General features: G+C 51.0%; 25 protein-coding genes and 1 pseudogene. 16 read left to right on the top strand and 10 right to left on the bottom strand.

Annotated features, from left to right (window positions below):
* Nucleotides 1-66: 66 nt before the first annotated feature.
* The gene (gene fbp / locus MNO13_RS21745) at nt 67-1,065 is read right to left on the bottom strand and encodes a class 1 fructose-bisphosphatase (RefSeq protein ID WP_241939305.1); all 999 of its coding nucleotides are present in this window, start codon (nt 1,063-1,065) and stop codon (nt 67-69) included.
* A gap of 174 nt (nt 1,066-1,239) precedes the next feature.
* Between fbp and mpl the strand changes: the two genes are divergently transcribed.
* Nucleotides 1,240-2,610 (top strand): UDP-N-acetylmuramate:L-alanyl-gamma-D-glutamyl-meso-diaminopimelate ligase, encoded by a 1,371-nt coding sequence (gene mpl / locus MNO13_RS21740; protein ID WP_241939304.1) that lies wholly within the window; start codon nt 1,240-1,242, stop codon nt 2,608-2,610.
* Between the two features lie 129 nt (nt 2,611-2,739).
* Here mpl and yjgA read toward each other — a convergent pair whose 3' ends face one another.
* Nucleotides 2,740-3,291: a ribosome biogenesis factor YjgA gene (gene yjgA / locus MNO13_RS21735; protein WP_064540565.1), complete on the bottom strand. Its 552-nt coding sequence runs from the start codon at nt 3,289-3,291 to the stop codon at nt 2,740-2,742.
* Between the two features lie 99 nt (nt 3,292-3,390).
* On the opposite strand from yjgA, the gene pmbA reads away from it, so the two are divergent.
* The 3 genes from pmbA (at nt 3,391) to MNO13_RS21720 (ending at nt 5,834) form a co-directional block, all read left to right on the top strand.
* The gene (pmbA, locus tag MNO13_RS21730) at nt 3,391-4,743 is read left to right on the top strand and encodes a metalloprotease PmbA (RefSeq protein ID WP_064540562.1); all 1,353 of its coding nucleotides are present in this window, start codon (nt 3,391-3,393) and stop codon (nt 4,741-4,743) included.
* 56 nt (nt 4,744-4,799) lie between these two features.
* On the top strand, nt 4,800-5,186 hold the full coding sequence (cybC, locus tag MNO13_RS21725; protein WP_064540559.1) for a cytochrome b562: 387 nt from the start codon (nt 4,800-4,802) through the stop codon (nt 5,184-5,186).
* 66 nt (nt 5,187-5,252) lie between these two features.
* Nucleotides 5,253-5,834 (top strand): hypothetical protein, encoded by a 582-nt coding sequence (locus tag MNO13_RS21720; protein WP_064540558.1) that lies wholly within the window; start codon nt 5,253-5,255, stop codon nt 5,832-5,834.
* 68 nt (nt 5,835-5,902) lie between these two features.
* On the opposite strand, the gene MNO13_RS21715 is transcribed toward MNO13_RS21720, so the two are convergent.
* Entirely contained in the window at nt 5,903-6,208 is a 306-nt protein-coding gene (locus tag MNO13_RS21715) for a type II toxin-antitoxin system RelE/ParE family toxin (RefSeq protein WP_121814440.1), read from the bottom strand.
* Nucleotides 6,150-6,467 carry a type II toxin-antitoxin system RelB/DinJ family antitoxin gene (locus tag MNO13_RS21710; protein ID WP_121814439.1) on the bottom strand — a complete coding sequence of 106 codons (318 nt, stop codon included), beginning with the start codon at nt 6,465-6,467 and terminating at the stop codon, nt 6,150-6,152. The genes MNO13_RS21715 and MNO13_RS21710 overlap by 59 nt, the downstream gene beginning before the upstream one ends.
* 454 nt (nt 6,468-6,921) lie before the next feature.
* Between MNO13_RS21710 and MNO13_RS21705 the strand changes: the two genes are divergently transcribed.
* The 3 genes from MNO13_RS21705 to MNO13_RS21695 all read left to right on the top strand — a co-directional run bounded on the left by MNO13_RS21705 (nt 6,922) and on the right by MNO13_RS21695 (nt 9,857).
* Nucleotides 6,922-7,935, top strand: a complete 1,014-nt coding sequence (locus MNO13_RS21705) for a TRAP transporter substrate-binding protein (RefSeq protein ID WP_064540549.1) — start codon at nt 6,922-6,924, stop codon at nt 7,933-7,935.
* Nucleotides 7,936-8,003: 68 nt separating this feature from the next.
* Nucleotides 8,004-8,537, top strand: coding sequence for a TRAP transporter small permease (locus tag MNO13_RS21700; protein WP_121814438.1), 534 nt, complete (start codon nt 8,004-8,006; stop codon nt 8,535-8,537).
* 12 nt (nt 8,538-8,549) lie between these two features.
* Nucleotides 8,550-9,857 (top strand): TRAP transporter large permease, encoded by a 1,308-nt coding sequence (locus MNO13_RS21695; RefSeq protein WP_064540546.1) that lies wholly within the window; start codon nt 8,550-8,552, stop codon nt 9,855-9,857.
* Between the two features lie 39 nt (nt 9,858-9,896).
* Here MNO13_RS21695 and MNO13_RS21690 read toward each other — a convergent pair whose 3' ends face one another.
* Nucleotides 9,897-13,217: an autotransporter outer membrane beta-barrel domain-containing protein gene (locus MNO13_RS21690; RefSeq protein WP_241939303.1), complete on the bottom strand. Its 3,321-nt coding sequence runs from the start codon at nt 13,215-13,217 to the stop codon at nt 9,897-9,899.
* Nucleotides 13,218-14,009: 792 nt separating this feature from the next.
* Nucleotides 14,010-14,117: pseudogene (locus tag MNO13_RS21685) on the bottom strand (type II toxin-antitoxin system mRNA interferase toxin, RelE/StbE family); the annotation flags it as partial.
* 396 nt (nt 14,118-14,513) lie between these two features.
* Between MNO13_RS21685 and MNO13_RS21680 the strand changes: the two are divergent.
* The 9 genes from MNO13_RS21680 to MNO13_RS21640 all read left to right on the top strand — a co-directional run bounded on the left by MNO13_RS21680 (nt 14,514) and on the right by MNO13_RS21640 (nt 22,077).
* Complete coding sequence (locus tag MNO13_RS21680; protein WP_064540536.1) at nt 14,514-14,831, top strand: glycine dehydrogenase; 318 nt, start codon at nt 14,514-14,516, stop codon at nt 14,829-14,831.
* Between the two features lie 17 nt (nt 14,832-14,848).
* Nucleotides 14,849-15,211 carry an SFCGS family glycine-rich protein gene (locus MNO13_RS21675; RefSeq protein WP_064540533.1) on the top strand — a complete coding sequence of 121 codons (363 nt, stop codon included), beginning with the start codon at nt 14,849-14,851 and terminating at the stop codon, nt 15,209-15,211.
* A 2-nt stretch (nt 15,212-15,213) separates the two neighbouring features.
* Nucleotides 15,214-15,510, top strand: coding sequence for a DUF4312 family protein (locus tag MNO13_RS21670; RefSeq protein ID WP_064540530.1), 297 nt, complete (start codon nt 15,214-15,216; stop codon nt 15,508-15,510).
* Between the two features lie 23 nt (nt 15,511-15,533).
* Nucleotides 15,534-16,310: a DUF4311 domain-containing protein gene (locus MNO13_RS21665; protein WP_064540527.1), complete on the top strand. Its 777-nt coding sequence runs from the start codon at nt 15,534-15,536 to the stop codon at nt 16,308-16,310.
* A gap of 10 nt (nt 16,311-16,320) precedes the next feature.
* A complete protein-coding gene (locus MNO13_RS21660) occupies nt 16,321-16,962 on the top strand; it encodes a DUF4310 family protein (RefSeq protein WP_064540524.1) in 642 nt (213 codons plus the stop codon).
* 91 nt (nt 16,963-17,053) lie between these two features.
* Nucleotides 17,054-18,187, top strand: coding sequence for an amidohydrolase/deacetylase family metallohydrolase (locus MNO13_RS21655; protein ID WP_241939302.1), 1,134 nt, complete (start codon nt 17,054-17,056; stop codon nt 18,185-18,187).
* On the top strand, nt 18,171-19,289 hold the full coding sequence (locus tag MNO13_RS21650) for a DgaE family pyridoxal phosphate-dependent ammonia lyase (RefSeq protein ID WP_064540518.1): 1,119 nt from the start codon (nt 18,171-18,173) through the stop codon (nt 19,287-19,289). Before MNO13_RS21655 ends, MNO13_RS21650 begins: the two co-directional genes overlap by 17 nt.
* Entirely contained in the window at nt 19,286-20,026 is a 741-nt protein-coding gene (gene dagF, locus MNO13_RS21645; protein ID WP_241939301.1) for a 2-dehydro-3-deoxy-phosphogluconate aldolase, read from the top strand. Before MNO13_RS21650 ends, dagF begins: the two co-directional genes overlap by 4 nt.
* Nucleotides 20,027-20,166: 140 nt before the next feature.
* The gene (locus MNO13_RS21640; protein ID WP_121814435.1) at nt 20,167-22,077 is read left to right on the top strand and encodes a BglG family transcription antiterminator; all 1,911 of its coding nucleotides are present in this window, start codon (nt 20,167-20,169) and stop codon (nt 22,075-22,077) included.
* Nucleotides 22,078-22,125: 48 nt separating this feature from the next.
* On the opposite strand, the gene dolP is transcribed toward MNO13_RS21640, so the two are convergent.
* The 4 genes from dolP to MNO13_RS21620 are packed head-to-tail and all read right to left on the bottom strand — an operon-like array spanning nt 22,126 to nt 25,752.
* The gene (gene dolP, locus MNO13_RS21635; RefSeq protein WP_064540510.1) at nt 22,126-22,701 is read right to left on the bottom strand and encodes a division/outer membrane stress-associated lipid-binding lipoprotein; all 576 of its coding nucleotides are present in this window, start codon (nt 22,699-22,701) and stop codon (nt 22,126-22,128) included.
* Between the two features lie 9 nt (nt 22,702-22,710).
* Nucleotides 22,711-23,301, bottom strand: a complete 591-nt coding sequence (diaA, locus tag MNO13_RS21630; RefSeq protein WP_064540507.1) for a DnaA initiator-associating protein DiaA — start codon at nt 23,299-23,301, stop codon at nt 22,711-22,713.
* Nucleotides 23,302-23,320: 19 nt separating this feature from the next.
* The gene (locus tag MNO13_RS21625; protein ID WP_237932286.1) at nt 23,321-23,716 is read right to left on the bottom strand and encodes a YraN family protein; all 396 of its coding nucleotides are present in this window, start codon (nt 23,714-23,716) and stop codon (nt 23,321-23,323) included.
* A complete protein-coding gene (locus tag MNO13_RS21620; RefSeq protein WP_241939300.1) occupies nt 23,674-25,752 on the bottom strand; it encodes a penicillin-binding protein activator in 2,079 nt (692 codons plus the stop codon). Before MNO13_RS21620 ends, MNO13_RS21625 begins: the two co-directional genes overlap by 43 nt.
* Nucleotides 25,753-25,799 lie beyond the last annotated feature (47 nt).

Genomic DNA, 25,799 nt, shown 5'->3' with positions numbered 1-25,799 from the left:
GGGATTGATCGGTGTTCTCCCTCTCCTGGGGGAGAGGGCCGGGGTGAGGGGGTAAATTAAAACGAATTAAGCATCCGGATACTCACGAATAAAACGCTCAACATCATCAACCATATGCTCGTTACCGACAAAGAACGGGCGGCGTTGATGCAGGGTTTCAGGGATGATATCCAGAATTCGCTCTTTACCGTCGCTGGCTTTACCGCCGGCTTGTTCCGCAAGGAACGCCATCGGGTTACCTTCATACAGTAAACGCAATTTCCCTTGTGGGTGGCTTGCGGTACTTGGATACAAATAAATCCCGCCTTTCAGCAGGTTACGGTGGAAATCTGCCACCAGAGAACCAATGTAGCGCGAGGTATATGGGCGCTGCGTGTTGGCGTCTTCTTCCTGACAGAACTTAATGTATTTCTTCACGCCAGTTGGGAAGCGGATGTAGTTCCCTTCGTTGATGGAATAGGTGCTGCCAATTTCCGGGAAGCGCATACGTTCCTGGCACAGGCAGAACACGCCCAGTGAAGGATCGTAAGTGAAGGCGTGTACACCACAACCGGTGGTGTAAACCAACATGGTTGAGGAGCCGTAAACGACATAACCTGCCGCGACCTGGCTGTTGCCTGGCTGAAGGAAATCAGCTTCGGTAACAGGTGTGCCGACTGGCGTGATACGGCGATAGATAGAGAAAATAGTCCCGACTGACACGTTGACGTCGATGTTAGATGAGCCGTCGAGCGGGTCCATCAGCACCACATATTTGGCATGTTCCGCGCCTTCGAAAACAACAATGTCATCTTCTTCTTCGGAAGCAACACCGGCCACAATCCCTCGGGCTTTCAATGCTGCTTTCAGTTTTTCGTTCGCGAACAGATCGAGTTTTTGCTGTACCTCGCCCTGGATATTTTCAGCTCCGCTGGCACCCAGAATATCCACCAGACCCGCTTTGTTGATATCGCGGTGGATAATTTTTGCGCCGAGCTTTATCGCCGACAGCAAGGCAGTCAGTTCACCGGTTGCGTGCGAGAACTCGTGCTGCTTTTCGACAATAAATTCACCTAACGTTTTCATAACCCTTTCCCTGCATCTGTCAGTTGAGTAAAACGATTGCAACAATCCTAACAAATATTCAAATAGTAGCGTACAGGTGAATCGCGCCAGCTAAATGCGGAATAACCTGAAATGCGATTTGCCACCATTCAACATGCGGTTAGAATGTGTGCCTAAGAATAAAAGGACAGTTTTATGCGCATTCATATTTTGGGTATTTGCGGCACGTTCATGGGTGGTCTGGCAATGCTGGCTCGCTCGCTCGGCCATGAAGTTACTGGCTCGGACGCTAATGTGTATCCGCCAATGAGCACTCTGCTACAAGAGCAGGGTATTGATTTAATCCAGGGTTACGACCCAAGCCAGCTCGACTCACAACCGGATTTGGTGATCATCGGCAACGCTATGACTCGCGGTAACCCGTGTGTTGAAGCGGTGCTGGAGAAAAGTATTCCTTACATGTCAGGCCCACAGTGGTTGCACGACTTTGTGCTGCGCGACCGTTGGGTGATTGCGGTGGCGGGGACGCACGGCAAAACGACGACGGCAGGCATGGCGACCTGGATTCTGGAAGCCTGCGGCTACAAGCCTGGTTTTGTGATCGGCGGCGTGCCGGGTAATTTCGATGTTTCTGCACGTTTGGGCGAAAGCTCATTCTTCGTGATTGAAGCAGATGAATACGACTGTGCGTTCTTCGATAAACGTTCCAAATTCGTGCATTACTGCCCGCGCACGTTGATCCTCAATAATCTTGAGTTCGATCACGCGGACATCTTTGACGATCTGAAAGCGATTCAGAAACAGTTCCACCACCTGGTGCGCATCGTTCCGGGGCAGGGGAAAATCATCTGGCCGGAAAACGACGCCAATATTAAGCAGACGCTGGCGATGGGTTGCTGGAGCGAGCAAGAGCTGGTGGGTGAGCAAGGCCACTGGCAGGCGAAGAAACTCAACCCTGATGCTTCCCATTGGGAAGTGTATCTGGATGGCGAGCGTGTCGGCGAAGTGCACTGGCAGTTGGTTGGCGAACACAATATGCATAATGGGCTGATGGCGATTGCCGCTGCGCGTCATGTTGGTGTTACACCTGCGGATGCAGCGAAAGCACTGGATAGTTTTGTGAACGCCCGTCGTCGCCTGGAATTGCGCGGTGAAGAAAACGGCGTAACGGTATACGACGATTTTGCTCACCATCCAACAGCGATTCTGGCAACGCTTGCGGCACTGCGCGGCAAAGTAGGCGGAACCGCACGTATTCTGGCGGTGCTTGAGCCACGTTCTAACACCATGAAAATGGGGCTGAGCAAAGACGATCTCGCGCCATCTTTAGGTCGTGCAGATGAAGTGTTCTTGCTTCAGCCTCCGCATATTCCATGGCAAGTGGTAGAAGTCGCGGAAGCCTGCATTCAACCAGCGCACTGGAGTGCGGATGTCGACACGCTGGTGGATATGGTGGTGAAAACCGCCCTGCCTGGCGACCATATTCTGGTGATGAGCAACGGCGGTTTTGGTGGTATCCACCAGAAATTGCTGGATGGGTTAGCGAAGAAAGCTGAAAACCAGTAATGGAAAAACCCGCAAATGCGGGTTTTTTTAAAGGCGGTAAAATTCATTCGTAGGTCGGATAAGCAACGCGCCATCCGACATTATTTGGTGGATGACGCTGCGCTTATCCACCCTACAAATTCTGATGTCCTAACCCTGGGCTTCAGCCAGTTCACGCAGATAAGAGAAAATCTGACGATAAGATTTTGGCGGTTTGTTAGTGGCCTTCTCTTTCTGGGCGTTGCGGATCAATACGCGCAGTTGCTGGCGGTCAGCTTCTGGGTAAAGTCTTAGCACTTCGGTCATCGCGTCATCACCTTCTTCAACCAGACGATCGCGCAATGCTTCCAGTTTGTGGAACAGGGCAACTTGCTGGTTGTGGCGGTTTTTCAGTTTATCGAGCGCTACGCGGATTGGGTCCATGTCGCGCGAACGCATCATTTTGCCAATTAACTGAACCTGACGGCGACGGCCTTCTTTTTTGATTTTCTGAGCCAAATCAATCGCGGCACGCAAATCTTCATCAAGAGGGATTTTGTCGAGCGCGTTCTTGCCCAACTCCATCAGTTCCATACCCAGGCGTTTTAATTCCTCGGCATCACGCTTAATTTCGCTTTTACTGACCCAGATAATCTCATCATCTTCGTCTTCATTTTCGTCATCTGGGACGTCGTCGAGCCAGTCATCGGGCTGCTTAGTCATATTAGGCTCCTTAAAAAAAGTGGCTAATTCTACCAGTAAAGCCTGTTCACTGCGAAATTGTTCTGTTCTGGGTTAGACTTAATTCACTCACCTTACATTATGGCAGTAGCGATGAAAGTAAACACGCAAGTAGCACAACAACGTCAGGTTCTGGAACAAGCGGTATCTCAGGCGCTGGAATTGGCTTCCGCTCAGTCCGATGGCGCAGAAGTCGCCGTCAGTAAAACCACTGGTATCAGCGTAAGCACCCGATACGGTGAGGTGGAAAACGTCGAATTTAATAGCGATGGTGCGTTAGGCATCACCGTTTATCATCAAAACCGTAAAGGCAGCGCCTCCACGACTGACTTAAGCCCGGATGCCGTTGCGCGTACCGTGCAGGCGGCTTTGGATATCGCCAGATACACCTCCCCGGACCCATTCGCCGGTGTGGCAGAAAAAGAATTACTGGCCTTTGAAGCGCCAGATTTAGATCTTTTCCACCCGACAGAAATGGACGCTGACCGCGCTATTGAGTTAGCCGCACGTGCTGAAAATGCTTCGCTGAACGTCGATAAGCGCATCAACAATACCGAAGGCGGGAGCTTTAACAGCCACTACGGCATCAAAGTTTTCGGCAACAGCCACGGCATGCTGCAAAGCTATTGCTCCACACGCCACTCACTTTCCAGCTGCGTGATTGCTGAAGTGAACGGTGAGATGGAGCGTGATTACGCCTACACCATTGGCCGCGCGATGGAAGACCTGGATAGCCCTGAATCCGTGGGTATTGAATGTGCGCGCCGCACTTTAGCGCGCTTGTCTCCGCGTAAACTGTCTACTATGAAAGCTCCGGTGATGTTTGCAGCAGAAGCGGCGACAGGTTTGTTCGGTCACCTGGTGGGCGCGATTGCGGGTGGTTCGGTGTACCGCAAATCTACTTTCCTGCTGGATTCTTTGGGTAAACAAATCCTGCCGGAATGGTTGACCATTGAAGAGCATCCGCATCTGCTCAAAGGCCTGGCGTCTACGCCGTTCGATAGCGAAGGCGTACGTACCGAGCGCCGTGACATCATCAAGGACGGCATCCTGCAACAGTGGCTGCTGACCAACTATTCCGCACGCAAACTGGGCCTGAAAAGCACCGGCCATGCGGGTGGCATTCACAACTGGCGCATCGAAGGGCGCGGCCTGGACTTCGCAGGCATGCTCAAAGAAATGGGCACCGGTTTAGTGGTGACTGAATTGATGGGGCAAGGCGTGAGCGGTATCACTGGTGACTATTCACGCGGTGCGTCTGGTTTCTGGGTTGAGAATGGCGAAATTCAATATCCGGTGAGCGAAATCACTATCGCCGGAAACTTGAAAGATATGTGGCGTGAAATTGTCACAGTAGGTAGCGATATTGAGAAGCGCAGTAATATTCAATGTGGTTCAGTGCTGTTGCCGGAGATGAAAATCGCCGGTCAGTAAATTGGCAAAGGGTGCGACCTGCCGCACCCTTCTTATAATAAAGAGGTGATTGATTCATGCGAAAGCAACTGATTGCAATGTTGGCTGTATCGACCGTGTTATTTTCCGCAACGAGCATGGCGAAAGATGTGGGTGATGATATGGATATCATCGCGGAGAACTACAAAACCGTGTTGAAGACCGATAACGCGGCTGAGCTAAAAACCTCGCTCAACAATATGCGTACCGCAGCACTGGATGCGCAAAAAGGCACTCCCCCTAAACTTGAAAGCAAAGCCGCGGATAGCGCGGAGATGAAAGACTACCGCCACGGCCTGGATTTACTGGTCGGTCAAATCGATGGTGCGCTGAAACTGGCCAACGAAGGCAAAGTGAAAGAAGCACAAGCGGCGGCGGAAGAGTTTAAAACCACTCGTAATGCCTACCATAAAAAATACCGCTAAGCTGATACTGGTCCTTCCATTGAGGGCCTGAACATATCTGCATATCTTTATAAGGACATCTGATTTATGAAACCGATTCAAACGATTATTAAAAGTGCCGCTACCGTTTCGTTACTCGCGTTTAGCGTTTTTTCCGCCAATGCCCAAATTTTGCCAGTCGCGGGAGATTTCCAGGCCGATCATTTTTCTGCGAAAGTCGTTTCCGTTGATCAAAAAAACCATGTCGTGGTTTTAGAGGGAGAGAAGGGCAATAAAGTCTCATTCAACGTGCCAGAAGAAACCGGTACGCTGGCTAATCTGAAAGCGGGTGATGTTGTCGACACCACCGTGACACGCTCTGTTGCCGTCGCTTTTGATACCAATGTTGATAAAGCCGCGCCAACCGCTTCATCCACCAAAGGGATGGAGAAAGCCACCGAAGCAAGCCCGGAGCACGAAGCTTTCCGTCAGGTTAACGTTCAGCTTAAAATCAAACATATCGATCTGAAAAACAACACCGTGACCTTCGTCGGCCCTAAAGGGCAGGAGAAAGTGATTACTGTTGAAGACCCAGAAGTTCAGGCGCGTTTGAAAGAGATGAAAGTGAACCAAAGTGTCCGTGTGACCTACACCGACTCGATTAAAATCACTGCTCAGCAGGCTAAATAACTCGCCATGCGTTGAACCCCTCTTTCTGATTTTGGGGAGAGGGGAAATAACAGCAGCTTGCTAATCACTCATTCAAACAGTTCGGCATGGGTGCCTAAATCAGAAAAGGCAACAGTTCTGCTGGCTTCATCAACGTAATACACCAGTAAATAATCACCCCCAATATGCAGTTCTCTGTACCCGCTATATTCCCCCGTTAGAGCATGGTCGAAGTAATAAGCCGGTAAAGGATTACGTGAAGCAATAAGCCACATTGCCGCTGAAACAGCGTTCATGTCATGGCGGCCAGCTTTGTTGTAACGCTCCCAGGCTTTGCTAAATGATTTTGTGTGTTTTGTCTGATACGGCAGCTTCACCCGTTTGTTGTTGGCCATTATTCAGTGCGTCCATTTGCTCGTTTACATCGGAAAATCCACTTTTGCCGTTTTGAAGGATCTCTTGCGTTTCGCGCATGGCCTGAATCAGGCGAGGACTGGGTTTACGATTAATGTCGAATGGCAGGCCTTCATTAATCACCACTTGTTCGACAAAAAGCCGCAGTGCGGTGCTCATTGTCAGACCACAACTTTCGAGGATTTCGGTGGCTTTTTGTTTTGTCTGGCTGTCGATGCGAGTACGAATGACTGAGTCCATTATTGCCTCCTTTGTTTGAGTAGCTTCATTGTAGCTACAATTCGGACTTATTCAACTACGGCAAAGTCATCACCTGAAACCGTTCGCCTCAAACAGTCGTAACCATTTTACAAACTTTCCTCCCTCCGCCCACCGTCATAACTTCACTCTGCGGCATGTCTCGCAATCACCATTTTTCATTGATTGCCTGAATGCCTCCCCCTTAAAAGTTTCCGATAAAGTGTCCTGAAACCACATTTTCTTCACTGGTTCATAACCCATTTGTTGTTTTTTGACACAAAGACTGTGTGTTTTTTGATCTTAAGGCGGCGTGGTTTTGAGATCTTAATTACAAAATGAATCGAAATTTCTTTTTGAGTGAAATAATGTTTCATTTTATCGGCTTTCAGTGAGTAAATACTTCCGAATCGAATTAGTTCCACATCGAAACTATGGATATTAGGGAGTCTTAGGGATGCTGCATTTGAAACATGTTTTGCCAAAAATTTCGCTAGTTGCTACCGCTGTCGCGGCCACGATTTTGCTGAGCGGATGTGGCGATGACGCTGCCCCAACAGGCACCGTAACGCTGAAAACTGCGTTCAACCAATCCGAAAATAACCCACAATACAAAGCATTAGTCTCTTTCAGCGAAAAGCTGGAATCTGAAACTAAAGGCCGTTACAAACTCGAAATCCACCCGAATGAACTGTTAGGCGACCAGCGTGCATCACTGGAACTGGTGCAGTCCGGCGCAATTCAGTTGGCCGTAGTGGCGAACCCACTGGTCGAAAACTTCAATAAAAACTTCTCTGTTCTGGCGATGCCATACGTCTACGACAACCCTGAACACCAGCGCAAAGTGTTTACTTCTGGTGTGCTCGACAGCCTGTTTGCTTCCACTAAAGGAACCGGCTTTGAAGTGGTCACCGCGTATACCGCGGGCGCACGTAGCGTTTATACCAAAGGTGCCGCAGTCACCAGCCCGGCCGATATGAAGGGCAAGAAAATCCGTGTGATGCAGTCTGACACGATGATCAAAATGCTGAGCTGCATGGGCGGCACAGGCGTACCAATGGGGCAGGGTGAAGTGTACTCCGCCATCCAACAGGGCGTGCTGGACGGTGCTGAGAACAACGAAATTACTTACGCTGACCTCAAACAATACGAAGTGGCACCTTACTTCTCAAACACGCGTCACGTGATGGTGGCTGACTTGTTAGTGGCTAACGAAAGCTTCCTCGCCAAAATGGATGAAGCCGACCGCGAACTGTTCCGCAAATTAGCCAAAGAGAGCACCGTGACTCAATTTGAGCTGTGGGATAAAGCCCTTGATGGCGCGCGTCAAACTGCAAAAGATAAGGGTGCAACCTTTACCGAAGTGGATATCAAGCCTTTCCAGGAAAGCTGCAAGCCACTGCAATCTGCGATGTTAACCACGCCTGAACAAAAAGCGTTGTACGAAAAAATTCGTGAGCTGGCCAAGTAATTACCCATCCTGAAGTCGCTTGAGTAGAGAAGTTTAGGGGGATGTTTTCATCCCCCTTGGAGATTAAAATGAAAGTTGCTCAACCCGCCCCCGTGTCCACATCTGGTTTTTATTCGCAGCTGACGCGAGTAAAACAGGCCGTTGATAAAGTTGCGTCCTCACTGTGTATTCTGATTGTCGGTTTAATGACCTTGCTGGTGACCTGGCAGGTGGCCTCCCGTTATTTATTTAATAGCCCGAGTGCGGTTAGCGAAGTGCTGGCGCGTTATTTGTTTATCTGGCTGGTACTGATTGGTGGGGCTTATGTTTTTGGCCTGCGCGAGCATATGGCGATTACTTTTATGCGCGACAAAATGCCGCGTAAATTCCGCCTTTCACTGGAAATATTGGGTGAGCTTGCCACTTCTGTATTTGCATTGCTGGTGCTGACTATTGGTGGGTATATCGGTATGAACCGCCAGATGGCACAGCTTGATTCCGCCTTACAAATTCCTATCGGCATTATCTACATTGCGATCCCGCTAAGCGGCGCATTGACGCTGTTCTATTGCCTGTATAACCAATATGGGCTGTTCAGAAAGTTCTCTTCGAAACAAGATTGATTAGGTGTCGACATGGATATTGCGATTGTTGTTGCGCTAGTAATGTTTAGCGGTGTGTTAATTTTGCTGATGGCGGGTGCGCCAATTAGTATCAGTATCGGCATTTCTTCTTTTGCAGCGATGTTACTTATTCTGCCGTTCGATGGTGCGATATTAACTTCTGCTCAGCGTGTTTTTGTTGGCCTCGACTCCTTTGCCTTATTAGCCATTCCTTTCTTTATATTGGCGGGGAATTTAATGAACAATGGCGGGATAGCCATTCGTTTAATTAACTGCGCAAAAATGGTCAGTAATTTCTTGCCTGGCCCTCTGGCACAAACCAACGTGGTCGCCAACATGCTGTTTGGTTCCATCAGCGGTTCTGGCGTGGCCTCGGCGGCGGCAGTGGGCGGCATCATGTCGCCGATTCAGAAAAAAGAGAACTACGATCCCGCGTTTAGTGCCGCGGTGAATATCGCTTCTGCACCAACCGGTATGCTGATCCCGCCAAGCAACTCACTGATTGTTTACGCAACGGTTGCGGGTAGCGTATCGATTTCTGCGCTGTTTATGGCCGGTTACGTGCCGGGTATTCTCTGGGGCTTAGGCGTGATGATTGTCGCCGGGATAATCGCTAAACGTCGCGGTTATGTGGCTGACCGTTCAGCTGACAAAGGCCAGACGCTGCGTATTCTGTTTGATGCGATTCCAAGCCTGATGATGATTGTTGTGGTGATCGGCGGCATTCTGGGCGGCGTATTTACCGCGACTGAAGCGTCGGCAATTGCGGTGGTTTATTCGCTGGTGCTCGGCATTATTTATCGCAACATCAAACTGGACGATTTACCGCAGATATTCCTCGCGACCGCGAAAATGACCGCGATTGTTATTTTCATGCTGGCGGCGTCTTCTATCATGTCGTGGGTGATGGCGTTTACCAAAATCCCTGCGCTGATTGCTTCCGGCCTGCTTTCTGCGACTGACAGCTTTGTTGTTATTCTGCTGATTATGAATGTGGTATTGCTGCTGGTGGGTACCTTTATGGACCCAACGCCTGCGGTATTAATCTTCACCCCAATCTTCCTGCCAATCTGCATGCAGTTTGGCATGGACCCGGTGCAGTTCGGTATCATGATGGTGTTTAACTTGTCGCTCGGCACGATTACACCACCGGTAGGGCCAATCTTATTTACCGGCTGTAAAGTCGGGGATATTAAGATTGAGCGCGTGATTAAACCGTTGCTGCCGTTCTTCGCGGTGATTGCGATTGTTCTGATGATGGTGACGTATTTACCGGCTATCTCTATGGCGCTGCCACAGAGTATGGGTCTGGTAAAATAATAAAAAAATGAGCGGGGGAAACCCCGCTCAAAATTTAATTTAGAAGCTGTACTTTACCCCAACCATTGCGGCGGCGTCGTTATAGCCTTTATCGCCGACCTGAACGCCGACATTACCCCACAGATTCAGATTGTTATTCAGCTGGCCCTCAACACCGGTTTTAATTTCCCCGATATCGCGCGCACCACTCTGATAAACACTCTCGCCATCCATGCGGGTGCCGAAGTCCTGGGTGTTATGGATCCAGTTAACTTCCACAAACGGCTGGAAGGTGCGATTTTTACCGTCATCCACTTTGCTGTGGCCTTTCAGGTAAGTGCGCACACCCAGACGAGTCTGGATATTGTCGTCACCTTCACCGTTGACGCGCGTGCCGTTACTTTCACGGTGGTCGTCTGCCTTAACACCCATCCAGATAGCCTGTGCCTGAGGCTGGATATACCACTCATTCAGCGAACCCTGGCTGCCGGTATACTCGCCCAGTTTGTGGGTGTAACCCAGCTCAATGGAAGCGGTGATGCCGCTTGATTTGTAGGACTCGCCCTGAATATCCTGGCCTTTCACATCGTTGTTGAACCAGCCGTACTGCGCCCAGCTATCCACATAAGTACCCTGATGTGTTTCATCATTTTCATACCAGGTGGCGTAAAGCCCGGCGCTGTAACCATCCACAGAACCTTTGGAATGATAACCGGTAACACTGGAGTGGCTGTTGCTGCTGTTGTTGCCGTAACCGCCCATCGCCCCAAGGTGCAGACGTTGCAGGCCGTCGCCGCTCCACTGTGCCAGATCGCCGCCCAGTTGCACCACGTAACGGTTGCTTTGGGTTTTGAGCTGACCGCTGCTGTCTCTCCAGTTGTTATGCCCACCAACCTGACGTAACCACAGGCTGGTGACTTTCTGCTCGCCGGTCAGCGCATCGGTATATTGAGTTTCCCCTAAACGGTCATGCAGTCGGGTCACAAACATGGTGTTAGCTGCCGCCAGGTTAGCGGTATAGCTGGCTGATTCCGGGCGAACAGTCGGTGTGCCTTGCTGACCTGATTCTGACGGCGTTGGTGTTGGCGTTGGTGCTGGTGCTGACCGGTCAGGTGAAGTCAGTGGCGGTTGTGCTGGTGGCACACCCGGCGCAGGCTCGGTTGGCGGTGTGGTATCCAGACTTGTCAGATACCAGTTAGCGCCTTTTTTCACCAGGCTGTAATCATACGCGCCGGCAACAATACGCCCTGATTTGGTGAAGGTACCGTCAGACTGGCCTTTGACATCAACCACTTCGATGCCTTCAACCGTCTTCGCTCCGTGCCCACCGACATTGTTGATCTGCATAAAGGTGTTGCCGCTGGTATTACCGTTGACCAGCAGTTTGTCGGTTACGGAAGCGTCATCACCCAGTACGGTATTCATCACCAGAGTACCGTCCTGGCCATTCCAGTTATTGGCGGTCAGGGTGTGCCCGCTGGTCATTGGCGAGGTCGTTGGCGCGGCATAACGGATAGTCCCGGCGAGGTTAACATCGTCGACTACCGAATCCGCAGTCATATCCCAGCTACTGGATTTATCGATGTTGACGTCGGTTGGGTCAATCCAGCCGGTCAGATTTGCACCGTTACGCAGAGAAAGCGCAGTATTGTCTTTGGCGATGATATTACTGACTAGCTGTGCGCCGCCGTTGCTGCCATCAAGCACCAACTCGCCGCCATCGATATGGGTGTCACCTGTCCAGCCTGTTTTACCGGTCAGCGTCAGGGAACCGTCACCGGTTTTGGTCAGGCTGCCTTTTGAGGTGCCATCGACAATGTCACCGGCGTAGGTGGAATTGTCCGCGGTCGTCGCGTTATGGGTTGTCAGCGTTGCGCCGTTAAGCTGAACCTGGCCACCGGTTCCGCCAAGGCGATTCACCAGTTGGTTATTGCCGTTCAGATCAAGCACACCGCCATTGACGTTGACTTCATTGCTGGTAGCAATGCTATTAACTACATCAGTACGCAGAGAGCCTGCATTGACGATAGTTTTGCCGGTGTAGCTATTTTGGGCGGTTAAAATGGTGGTGCCAGCACCTTGTTGAGTCATCGATCCGGTGCCGGAAATCACACCAGACAGTGTGGTTTCCGCTGGGTTATTGATGACAAATTCGCTGTTGTTGAGGACATCACCAACCAGTGACCCCGCCGTAGTGCCATTACCCAGTTGCAGAGTGCCGCCGGTGATGGTGGTGCCACCGGTGTAGGTATTCTCGCCAGTCAGTACGGTTGTGCCGTTTAAGTTGGTGACCGTCCCCTTGCCTGAAACTTTCGGCGAGAACAGGTAGTTTCCTGAGGTATCTGAGTGGTTAAACACCAGCGCATTACTTGCATTGAGTAAATCAATTTTTGGTGTTTCCAGTGTGCCTGGAGCAGTCGCAGCAGACCCTTCTTCAGCACCGATGTAAATAGTGCTGCCATCACCCGCCACGTTGATGCCATTTCCAGCCACCACGCGGCCTTGATCTGCAACAACCAACGTTCCGGTACTTTCGGCTTCAGTGCCATCTTTGGAGCTAAAACCAATGGAAAGTGTGCGATTCGCGCCGAGATCCCAGCTTGAACCTGCGCCACTGATGGTTGCACTACCCGTCGATCCGGATGCTGCGGCAATGGCCCCACCATTACTGTTGATGGTGCCACCATCGGTAACGTTTAAGGTGCCGGTTCCGCTGCCACCCACACTTAATCCGCCACTGGTAATCGTGAAGTTTGAACCTTTTCCGCTGACGTTCACGGTGCCGTCGGCATTCTTACCATGTCCAACGGATGAGGCAGAATTGGAGGTCACTTTCCCACCGTTGGTGATGTTTAGTGTCCCGTTGCCGTTGGTCCCAACGGTGATCCCCGAGCTCGAATCCGCAGTGACAAATAAATGGGAATCGGCACCATCGACATTGACGACACCATTACCACTGTCGTTTTGCCCGATATTAATAAACATGGCGTACATATTGCCGCCGTTTTTAATATTCAGCGTGCCATCTCCGCTGCCGCCAACAGTGGTTGTTCCTTTGCCCGATGGGTCATTAGAGGAGGTGACACTGTCGTACCAGGTGCCGCCATCGACATCCACCGTCCCGCTGTCGCCATTATCGTAGCCCAGTACTGAACCAGTGATTCCACCAGACGTCTGCCCGGCGACAACAGTCTCACCTTGTTTGATAATCAGCGAGCCTGTTCCGTTCCTACCGACATATAAGGCGTCCGGATTTTCAGGAAGGTCAGCAAAGGTATCGTCTTTATTGATCATTAAAGCGTGAGCAGTAGTCGTACACAGCGAGGCTGCGATAAATAAGCCCAGCCCTTCGCGGGATACCGCTTTATAAATATATTTCATGCGTTTATTATCTCGGAATCTATTATTAATACTCTAATAGATTGGGATTCATTCCCATGTTTCTGGTTGCAATAAATACAATTTCTGGCTATATAAAAACGAGCGAAAGCCAGCATGTGAAGACGCTGTTTGCTTGGTTTTTATACAACTCGTTACCCGTTAATGTATCATTGCAGGTAGAGCGGTGGGAATTGAGCACCATTATTATTAATTTGAGTTAAGTGTAATTATTCAAGTTTCCCGAGAAGCCAAGAGAAATCATTAGCTATTACGGTCTGAATTTTTTGGCCATTTCATATAAAGTAACGACATTGTTTTTTAATGGTTATTATTGTTTAATTTATTGATTTTAAATGTATTTTATTTGTTTTTGAATGATGGGTTATTGAAGGGTAATCATTAAGTGGTGCTGTTAATACTCAAGCGGTTATCCTGATGTAAAATCTAGCGTCTGTTGATTTGACTTAAGTATTCTGTGGAAATGTTTATTTACATGAGGGGGGGTATTTCTCTGGAATTGTTGAATGAGAATCTTCTCACTATCTGTATTGAATGTTTATTCTTGTTTTTACTTTATATATCAGACTTGGAAAACAATAGTTTTATTGTGGGATAATGCTTTGGTGAAAACAAATTTGATCATGAAATAGACAAAAACGATTAATATCGTTGTTTTTTTGATCAGGTAAACCATAATCGATTATTTAATATTGAAGAATAGATTCTTATTTACCCTCTCGCTGTAACATCGCTGCGTTGTGATTGTTCTGATGATGGTGTACCAATCGTGATTCAGAGAACCCATTTTACAGCTTCTGAATAAACGTCTGAACGTTCTCTTTTCCCAACTGAAACGACAAAGACAACGACCTTTTCATCAATGACCAGGTAGACGAGGCGATTCGTCTGCTGACCTGAGTCTAATTATTAACATAATTTAATGTAATGTAAGCAAGGTACGATTCTGCCACTAACCCAACACTCAATCTCAATCACTCCCCAAAACAAAACCCACCCATAAGCCTTTCCAATAATTAACCGAAAACATCCCACACATCACAAATTTGCTCAAAAACTATCACTGCCACCAATAGATTCACCCTCACTAATCCGTGACTGAAATCACAATAACCCAGCGAATTATCGCGAATCGGGCACTTTTTGTGGCGCGTATCACTAATGCGGCTGCGATTTCCGTTTCGAAGTGGAAAACAACTCGCTACAAACCTTTAACCTCTGCCGATACCTTAAAAGCCTAACAGCGAAGAGGTACGCAGTGTGAAGAACGGAGCGGTAATGGTTAATGAAGCCGGGAGTACCGAGCAAACGCAGCTTACGGAACGGGTGCTGGCGTTTATCGATACGCTGCTAAAGAACAGAAACATCACACCGAACGCGGTGCAAGTTCAGATGTTGACGTCCCACGTTCGTGCCATGGCACATCGGTCACTGACCGGTGAGCCGCTACCAGAAGTCGAAGAGAGCCTGTTTGATGAAATCTCTGAAGATTCTCTGGTGATGGCAAAAGAGGTAGTGGAACAGTTTGGCAATCTGCCGGTTGAAGAGGCGTGGTTGCTGTCAGTGCATTTCGAAGTCGCGAAAGACAATCTTTGAATAATCAGGAGATAACGATGGAACAAATTACCGTAGTAATTGGCGACCGCCTGGGTAAAGGCCAAAAAGTGGCAGCAGGCATCGAAAAAGCGGGTGGCCGCGCCGTGGTTATTGCAGGCGTTGCCGCTGATATGAAACTGGGTGACGTGATGAAAGCGGAGAACGCCACATTCGGCATCTCCTTCTGCGGCAGTGGCGGTGCAGGTGCCATCACGGCACAAACCAAACACGGCTACAAAGCCAAGTACGGTATGCGCTCAGTGGAAGAGGGCGTCACCGCCATCAACGAAGGTAACAACGTGCTGGGCTTCGGCTTTATGGATAAAGAAGAGCTGGGCGAGCGCCTGGTTCAGGCCTGGGCCAAGAAGTACGGTAAGTGAGTATGAAAGAACACTTCTCCGAAAAGGTGAGAGTGAAAGGGCGCGGCGACACTAAAGCCAAAGCCTTTGCTGACGCCCTGAATCATGTTCAGGGCTCGGTGATGAAATCTTCTCCCCATATTTTGCTGCGCATTGAGCCACAAGATGTGCAGGTTGTTCAGGCGCGAGTCCAGGTGAAGAAAGAGGCCTTTTTGTTCTTCTTTCTCAAGCGCGAGAAACAATTGTTCAGCGTGGAGTTGGATGTTTCGGTCAATGTAACAGCCATTAATATGGACAAAGTAGACTTCATCCCCCAATAAAATCACACAGAAAGGACAGACTGATGTTCTTAATTATATTAATAAAATCGCTGATCATCGGCGGCCTGGTTGGCGTAGGTGTTGGCGCCGGGGCGGCACGTATGTTCCATGCGCCGACCACTCAAGGGATGGGCGCATTTCGTACGCTCGGTGAACTAAACTCTTGTGAGGGTGATCCGGCTTCACACTTCTCTTTTGGTCTGGGCTTCTTCTTTAACGCCTGGGCATCTTCCGTTGCTGCGGGTGCTTTCACGCAGGATGTTGACCACCGCATTATCCCTAACTGGGGTGCGGCCGCGTTAATGCTGAAAAACCGTAACGTTGCCCAAACCCTGCACGACCCGAAAAAGATGGCTTTCGCTTGCGGCATCATCGGCATGATTGTGGTCGCTTTCCTTAACTCCACAGCCTCTGCGGTTCCTGCGGCATTGCAGGTGACGGCGGTAAAAGTGCTGGTTCCGGCGGCTAACTTGCTGGTTAACACCGTGATGCCGGTCATTTTCTGGCTGGCAGCGATTGATGCCGGTAAGAAATCGGGCTTCTGGGCGACGATTTTCGGCGGCTGTGCGCAACTGATTATGGGCAACGCCGTACCAGGCCTGGTGCTGGGCATCTTGATTGGTAAAGGTGTTGAAGAGAGCGGCTGGAACCACGTCACCAAAGTGATGATGGTGGCGATTGTTGCGTTGTTTGTGCTGAGCGGTTTCTTCCGTGGCTTCGATATGAAAATGATCGAATCCTTCCATCTGACCGTGCCGAACTGGCTCGATCTGATTCACAACTCGCTGAGCGGAAAATAAGGAAGCTGTGATGGAAGAAAATAAAGGTTTTTGGTACGCCGACTGGTCTTTCCCGATTTTTGTTGGCCTGCTTTCTTCCGGCGTGTTCGCCGGGACACACATGTACTACCTGTACGGTATCGGCGCATTTAACGAAGTGGCGTTTGTTTCCATGCTGCGCGCCGGGATTGATACCGGCGTGTATGGCGCGGTGGCGGCGTTCGGTGCCAGCTTCCTGTTTGCGCGCATTATTGAAGGTTCGCTGGTCGGTATTCTGGATATCGGCGGCGCGATTCAAACCGGTGTCGGGCTAGGTGTGCCAGCTCTGTTGCTGGGCGCGGGGATTGTCTTCCCGGTAGCCAACTTTGCCGCATCACTGGTGACGGGGCTGGCGATTGGCGTGGCGATTGGTTATGTGATTATTCTGGCGCGTAAATTCACCATCAACCAAAGCAATTCCACCTACGGCGCAGACGTGATGATGGGCGCGGGTAATGCCTCCGGTCGCTTCCTGGGGCCGTTGATTATCCTCAGTGCGATGACCGCATCTATTCCAATCGGTATCGGTTCGCTGGTGGGTTCTCTGCTGTTTTACTTGTGGAACAAGCCGATCACCGGTGGTGCAATTTTGGGTGCGATGCTCCTGGGGGCGTTCTTCCCGATTGCTTTGTAGCCCAGTGGTGGATGACGCTGCGCTTATCCACCCTACAACATCATTCGTAGGGCGGATAAGCAACGCGCCATCCGCCAGTAAGGAGAAAACCATGTTTGATTTAATCCTGCGCAATGCGTGTCTGGTGGACGATACGGTTATCGACATCGCGTTGAAGGATGGAAAAATTGCCGCGCTGGGTGAATTCAGCGGCGAGGCAAAGGAAGAACGCCAGTTCAACGGCGAGTATTACGTCAGCGCAGGCTGGATTGATTCTCACGTTCACTGCTACCAAAAATCCCCGATTTATCACGACGAACCCGACAGCATCGGCATCAACACTGGCGTGACAACCGTGGTGGATGCCGGAAGTACTGGCGCTGACGATATTGACGACTTTTACGCGTTAACGCGCAAGGCGGTGACAGAGGTTTACGCGATACTGAACATCTCCCGCGTTGGGTTGATTGCGCAAAACGAACTGTCAGACATGGCGAATATCGACAAAGCTGCGGTGCGTGATGCGCTACAGCGCCATGAAGGTTTTATCGTCGGCATTAAAGCGCGTATGAGCAGCAGCGTGGTGGGGGCCAACGGCATTAAACCACTGCAACGTGCCAAAGAAATCCAGCGTGAAAACGGTGATCTGCCGCTGATGGTGCACATTGGCAACAACCCGCCGGATCTCGATGAAATCACCGATTTACTGACCACGGGCGATATCATCACCCATTGCTACAATGGCAAACCTAACCGCATTCTGACGCCAGCAGGCGAATTACGCGCCTCGATTGCCAGTGCGATTGCGCGCGGCGTGCGTCTGGATGTCGGCCACGGCACCGCGAGTTTCAGCTTTGAAGTGGCGAAAATCGCCATCAGCAAAGGGATTTTGCCACACACTATCAGCTCCGATATTTACTGCCGCAACCGCATCAATGGCCCGGTACATAGCCTGGCGGTGGTGATGTCAAAATTCCTCTCGATAGGCATGTCGCTGCCACAAGTGATTGATTGTGTTACCTCTCATGCCGCCGATGGCCTGCGCCTGGCAAATAAAGGGCGTTTGACGGTTGGCCTCGATGGTGATCTGACTATCTTTGCCAAACGCCGCCAGCCGACAGTATTTACCGATTCCGAAGATCAGACGCTCGCAGGTGAGCAGTTGCTGGTCGCATTGGCCGTCGTTCGCGCTGGTCAGTGGTTTACAACCGAACAAGGGGAAGAAGAACATGTCTTCGATTTATGAAAAATACAATCTAAAACAAGTGATTAACGCATCTGGCCGTATGACGGCGCTCGGTGTTTCTACCCCGCGTGCGGAAGTGGTCGATGCGGTCACTAATGGTATGAATCATTATTTTGAGATGAAAGACCTGGTGAACAAAACCGGGGACTACATCGCAAATCTGCTGGAAGTGGAAGGGGCGACGGTTGTCTCTTGTGCCTCGGCGGGAATCGCACTGTCCGTAGCGGCGGTACTGGTGAAAGACAACGCCTGGCTGATTGAAAACCTGCACGCTGCACCACTAGAGAACAACGAGATCGTGCTGCCAAAGGGCCACAATGTGAACTTCGGCGCACCGGTTGGCACCATGGTCAATCTCGGTGGTGGCAAAGTTGTGGAAGCGGGTTACGCCAACGAATGTTCGGCCGATCAACTCGCTGCGGCGATTTCCCCGCGCACCGCTGCCATTCTGTATATCAAATCGCACCACTCAGTGCAGAAAAGCATGCTCAGTGTGGAGCAAGCCGCTGTGGTAGCCCGCAAACATAACTTACCACTGATTGTTGATGCGGCTGCCGAAGAAGATTTGCAGTGCTACTACCGTGCGGGTGCGGATCTGGTGATTTATAGCGGTGCCAAAGCCATTGAAGGGCCAACCAGCGGGCTGGTGATTGGCAAGGCGCAATATGTTGAGTGGGTGAAACTGCAAACCGGCGGCATTGGTCGTGCCATGAAAGTGGGCAAAGAAGGCATCCTCGGTTTGACCTGCGCCATTGAACACTATTTAACGGCGGCTAAAGAGAGCGGGGCGCAAATGGTGGAAAAAATGTCGCCATTTATCGACAACCTCAACACCCTTGATGGCATCAGCGCGCGCGTGGTGTGGGACGCCGCTGGCCGTGATATTGCGCGTACGGAAATCAAGTTCGACGAAGCGGTGATTGGTACCAGCACCAGTGAACTGGTGAGTGCGCTTAAGCAAGGCGAGTATGCGATTTTCTTCCGTGGCTACAAAGCCAACGAAGGCATTATTGAAGCTGATGTACGCAGCGTTAGCCCGCAGCAGTTAGAAATTGTTTATCACTGCATTAAAGCGTTGGTCAGCAAGGAGAAACAGGCATGAAATTAGCCCCGAATTTTTACCGTGATCGTGTTTGCCTGAATGTGCTGGCGGGTTCGAAAGAGAACGCTAAAGAGATTTATGACGCGGCAGAAGGCCACGTCTTAGTCGGGGTACTTTCCAAAAACTATCCCGATATTGCTAGTGCCGTTGCGGACATGCGTGAGTATGCGGCATTGATTGAAAATGCACTGTCTGTTGGCCTTGGCGCGGGCGATCCGAACCAGTCGGCGATGGTCAGTGAAATCTCCCGTCAGGTACAACCGCAGCACGTAAACCAGGTGTTTACCGGGGTTGGCACTTCTCGTGCGCTGCTTGGGCAAAGCGAAAGCGTGGTCAATGGCCTGGTTTCGCCAACCGGCACGGTTGGCATGGTGAAAATCTCCACCGGCCCGCTGAGTTCGGGCGCACCGGACGGCATTGTGCCTGTCGAAACCGCGATTAAATTGCTGAAAGATATGGGCGGCAACTCAATCAAATATTTCCCAATGGGTGGTCTGGAATGCCGCGAGGAGTTTGTAGCGGTTGCTGCTGCTTGTGCGAAGCATGATTTCTGGCTCGAACCAACCGGCGGTATTGATCTCGAAAACTACGAGGAGATCCTCAAGATCGCGCTGGACGCGGGTGTCCGCAAAATCATTCCGCATATTTACAGCTCGATTATTGATAAAGCGAGCGGCAATACGCGTCCGCAAGATGTGCGTACCTTGCTGGAGATGACGAAGAAGTTGGTTGGCTAACACCACCCTCACCCCGGCCCTCTCCCTGAGGGAGAGGGAGAATACCGGACAGTCCCCTCTCCTGGGGGAGAGGGTTAGGGCGCCACATTCGTTAACTCTCAGCCATAATGGAAAGTATCTTTTAACGAAAGGAAACGGCAGTGAGATTCCCGAACCAACGTCTGGCCCAATTGTTTGAGATGCTACAAAACGAAACGCTGCCCCAGGATGAACTGGCGCGGCGCTTATCTGTTTCTACTCGCACGGTGCGCACTGACATTACCGCCTTAAATGCGCTGATGGCCGGGCATGGTGCGCAATTTGTTCTGAATCGCGGCGCAGGCTACCAACTCAATATTGCCGATACAGCCCTCTATCAGGCGCTGGTGCAGCAGCCTTCGCGCCAGTTGCGTATTCCGCGTAACTCGCCTGAGCGGGTGCATTATCTGGTGGCGCGCTTCCTGACCTCTGCATTCTCTTTAAAACTCGAAGACCTGGCCGACGAGTGGTTTGTGAGCCGCGCGACGTTGCAAAGTGATATGGCAGAAGTGCGTGAATGGCTGGCGCGCTACAACCTGGTAATTGAAACTCGTCCGCGCCACGGTATGAAGTTGTTTGGTAGTGAAATGTCGGTGCGCGCCTGCCTTACTGAACTGCTCTGGCAATTGAGCCAGGAAGACAGCGACAACCCGCTGTTAACCGAAGAAGCATTGAATGCTGGGGTGCCAGAACAACTGGCAGCGGAACTACACAACTGTTTTACGCGCTGTCGAATCCGGCTGACGGATGAAGGCGAGCAGTTTATTCGTTTGTACTGTGCTGTTGCAGTGCGTCGTATTAGCGAAGGCTACCCATTGCCGGAGTTTAGCGCCGACGATGTCGACGAAGCTGTACGTGAAGCCGCGCGGCAAATCACCGCGTTGTTACAGACGCTGGCCGGTAAACCGCTCTCTGAAGCTGAAGAACAGTGGCTGCAAGTGCATATCGCTTCACGTCAGGTACAAGAAGTAGCTCCGAGCGCCATTAGTGCCGACGATGACGAAGCGCTGGTGAACTATATTCTGAGTTTTATCAACAACAACTATAACTACAACCTACTGAGTGATAAGCAGTTACACGCGGATTTGCTCACGCATATCAAAACTATGATCACCCGCGTGCGTTATCAGATAAACATCCCTAACCCGCTGCTTGGCAACATCAAACAGCACTATCCCATGGCGTATGACATGACGCTGGCGGCGGTGTCGAGCTGGGGGAAGTACACGCCTTTTGTGATCAGCGAAAACGAAATTGGTTTCCTGGTGCTGCATATCGGTGTCGGGCTGGAGCGCCACTACAACATTGGCTATCAGCGTAACCCGCGTGTGCTGCTGGTTTGCGATACCGGTAATTCCACGGTGCGCATGATTCAGGCGATGTTGCTGCGCAAATATCCGCAAATCGAGGTCAGACGTATCATTTCGCTACGCGACTACGAACAGCTCGAAAGCGTTGAGGAAGATTTTGTTATCTCTACCGCCAGAGTTACCGATAAAGCAAAGCCTACCGTGGTCGTCGCCCCGTTCCCGACGGAGTACCAGCTAGAACAGTTGGGTAAGCTGGTGCTGGTGGACAGAACGCGCCCGTACATGCTGGATAAATTCTTCGATGCCAGCCATTTCCGGGTGATTGACGAGCCAATGACACAGCAGGAGTTGTTCCGCACGCTCTGCCAGCAGCTTGAGCAAGAGGGCGTTGTCGGAGCTGAATTTTATCCGTCAGTGGTCGAACGCGAAGCGATTGTTAGTACCGTGTTGGGTGAGGGCATCGCGCTTCCGCACTCATTGGGGCTGATGGCGAATAAAACCGTGGTCTATACCGTGCTTGCGCCGCAGGGCATCAGTTGGGGCGATGAAACAGCACACGTCATTTTCTTACTGGCAATCAGTAAAAGCGAGTACGAGGAGGCGATGGCGATTTACGATCTTTTTGTCACTTTCCTGCGTGAAAGGGCGATGCCGAGGCTGCGTGATAGCAAGAATTTTGAGGAGTTTAAAGCGGTGGCGATGGATTGTTTGAGCCGGTTTTAGCGGGGAAATTCCCTCTCCTGGGGGAGAGGGTTAGGGTGAGGGCAGAAATTACTTCAGAATCGTAAACGCAGTCGTCACATGCTTAACGTCACTAACCCGGCTGGCAATATCTGCCGCAGCCTTGGCTTCCCGCTCGGTCACCAGACCTAACAAGAACACTTCGCTATTCTCTGTCGTGACTTTCACACTGGTTGATTTCACCTGGTCGCTTGCCAGCAATTGCGAACGCACTTTAGTGGTAATCCAGGTATCTGATGAAGCGGTACCCAGGCCGATTGGCGCCATTTGGCGGATTTCGTTGTACACCTCGGTGGTGCCATCAACGCCCAGCGCAATTTGTTTGGCTCGGGCTGCGAGTTCAGTATTTGGTGCCTGGCCGACTAACAGGACTTTGCCCTGATAGGTAGAGACATTAATTCGTGCTTCTTTCTTGATTTGTGCGTCTTTGTTCAGAGCGCTACTGACGTTCAGCTCCAGCGTGCCATCGTCAACCTGAGTACCGACTGTGCGCGGATCTGTCGCAGTTTTCGTGGCGACAGCAGCGGTACCCACTACTGCAGCAGCAACACAACCTTGTAGAAGTAACGCAGTAATAAGGACTGCAAGTGGCTTATAGGCCTTCATCTGTACTCCTTAATCGTCCTGGTGAGGGAATAACGTATTATCAATCAGATCGCACAAGCAGTTTACCGTCAACATGTGCATTTCCTGAATGCGCGCGCTGCGATGAGAAGGGATGCGAATTTCAACATCCTGTGGCCCTAATAAACCAGCCAACTCCCCGCCGTCATAGCCAGTCAATGCCACGATAGTCATATCACGCGTCACGGCGGCTTCTACCGCTTTGACGATATCACGACTGTTGCCGCGGGTTGAAATCGCGAGCAGGATGTCGCCGGTATGACCAAGCGCACGTACTTGTTTCGCATACACTTCATCGTGTAAACGATCATTTGTGATAGCGGTTAAGACCACATTATCGGCGTTAAGTGCAATGGCAGGTAAACTCGGGCGCTCGGTTTCAAAGCGGTTGATCATACTGGCGGCAAAGTGCTGGGCGTTAGCCGCAGAGGTGCCGTTACCACAGCACAGAATTTTATTGCCATTGAGCAGTGACTGAACCAGTGTCATTGCTGCACGGGAGATAGCATCTGGCAGAGCTTCAGCTGCGGCAATCTGGGTTTGAATACTTTCCGTGAAGCAGGCTTTGATTCTTTCGAGCACGTTTATTTACCTGGTTACTTTAAAAATCTGCGGTGAACGCGTTGGTTAACCACTCTATTTCATTGCCGGTGAAGGCTAACACATCGAAACGGCAATCCACAGTATCAAAACTTCCTGATGTGCCGGCCAGCCAATACCGGGCAGCCTGTAATAACTTTTGTTGCTTACGTGGTGTGACGCTGGCGGCGGCATCACCAAAGTGGTTAGAGCGCCGGTAGCGTACTTCCACAAAGACGATAACGGTGCCGTGTCGCATGATGAGGTCGATTTCGCCACCGCGAGAATGCACGTTGGCGGCCATGAAACGCAGTCCTTTGCGTTCAAGAAAATGGCGCGCCGCTAATTCGTAGCGCGCGCCAGTTTGTTGACGTGTCAGGACGCGGGAACGATTTGACCCTGACTGAATTGCAGCCAATTTAACTTCCTGTTAATGACACAATCTGGATTTGAAGACAGCGTACCTGTGTTGCCATTGACCTGATAACCCGGTACCTGGCGGATTTGCGAGAAGTGATTTGCCAGAGACCAGGCATCGACACCCATCGCGTACAGACGCGCCAGCGAGTAATCGTTATGCACGCTGCTCAGCGCCTGCTGCATCATCGACGGGTTGTTACCGGCAAGCATTGGGATTTCACTGAACTGCAAACCATCCATTTCCAGACGGAAATCCGGGCCGTTCACGCCCTGTGAGCTGCGCGAGCTGGCATACAGTTGCGCTGGACTGCGGCTTCCGGTACGCATGGCAATCATCGGTTTGATCAACGCGACTTCATCTGGTGTTGCCACGATATAAGCTGCATCAACGCCGCCGGAGGTGCCTGCGGTAATTTGTGCGTCAGTTGGTGGTGGTGGGATAGTCAGCCCGCCGATGGTCACACCTTCCGGTTGAGCGGATGCTGGGGTGACTGGAGAACCTGTTAATGCGATGCCAGAACCGCTATTAATGCCTTGTTTGAGTTCGGCAACGGAGCCAAATTTCTGTTGCAGAACAGTACCGCCACCTAACTTCATCCATTCTTCAGCGAAGGCCTTAGTGACGCGATCACCCAGCGCATTGCGCGGGACCAATAACAGCGGTGCACGATGGCCTTGTTGCCAGATATGGCCAGCTGCATCACGGGCTTCATCTTCTGGCGACAGTGCGAAGTAACAGATATTGGCACGATTCTGTACTTTCTCTGGCTGGTTGAGCGCCAAAATGTTCAGTGGCGAAGTACTGTTTGCTAACTCATCGACATTGTTTTTCAGCAACGGGCCGACAACGATAGTCGCACCATCGTGCTGGGCTTGCGCCAGTATCTGTGCCAGTGGCTGCGTGGTGGTGTCGTAGACTTTGATTTCAGCGGATGGATTCGCTGGAGCCGCTGCTGCTGACTGTACTTGTGGTGCAGATTGCGGCACTGGCGTTGGTTGTGCAGCATCTGCCGCTGGCTGTTGCGTTAAGTCATCAACCGATGCGGCTGACGGGCTCGTCACCATGTTGGCATCAGTTGGCTGCGGTAAGGCAGCCTGGGTGGTATCGACAGGTTGTGCGTTAGTATCTGGAGTTGTGGCTGGGGCCGTAGATTGCGCCACCGGAGCCGAACCCATGTTTTTCGCCGCTTCAAAACCCTGTTGAATCGTGCGACCAAAAACCGCCGCCTGGCCGCTTAATGGCAGCAGAAGGGCAATTTTGTTCGTCGAAGCCGCTTTGTAGTTCTGCATATTGCTTAACTGAGTCGGCAGCGTTTTTGCACCCGGATTCTGCGGGTAACGCGTTTGCCAGTCTTTAATACCGGCTTTCAGCATTTCAGGATCGTTACGGTTGTCATTCCACACGCGTTGCAGATCCAGCCAACCTTGCAGCGTGTTTTCGTCAGCATTGATGACCAGTGAATTCATCTGCTCTGGCGTCATCTGAGATAATGCCTGCCAGGTACCGTCGATATTTTTCTGATGCGCAGGGCCGGTCAAGATAGGCTCCTGGGCAATATAAGCACGCAGCAGCTCCAGCGACGCACGATTCTGGCTGGCGTCGATAACAGACTGGTAATAGCGGGCCTGCTGGTTTTTACTCAATTCTGCCGGATTGATTTTGGCGAGCGCGGCGTTCGCGGCGGCGTAATCTTTCTGCGCGACTCTGATTTCAGGCACCAGCAGCTGTTGTTCACGACGCTGTTCGTCATTCATCTCTTTGGGTAGCTGGTTGTAGAGATCAACGGCTTGCTGAGTTTTGCCTTCTTTTACCAGCGCATGAATGGCGAGTAATTGCCAGGTGGTCTTGCTATCATCAGCGCTCTGCTGCATTTGCTGCAGGTAATACGCTGAATCGGCAGTCGCTTCGCCCTGCATATGCGCGGTCGACTGGTCTGGTGCTTTAGTAGTAGTACAGCCGGCAAAGAACAGCGCGGCCAGCACAACCGGCAGACAGCGCCCGGCTTTAGAACGAATAAATTTAGACGGTACCATTCTGTATCCAGTGTAATTTTTATCTCAGTGTTCAATATTAAATCGGC

This window comes from Buttiauxella ferragutiae (assembly GCF_022637515.1).
In the GTDB taxonomy this organism is placed as follows: Bacteria; Pseudomonadota; Gammaproteobacteria; order Enterobacterales; family Enterobacteriaceae; genus Buttiauxella; species Buttiauxella ferragutiae.
Note: the sequence above shows the minus strand (reverse complement) of the source record. Positions and strands in the feature narration are given on the sequence as shown.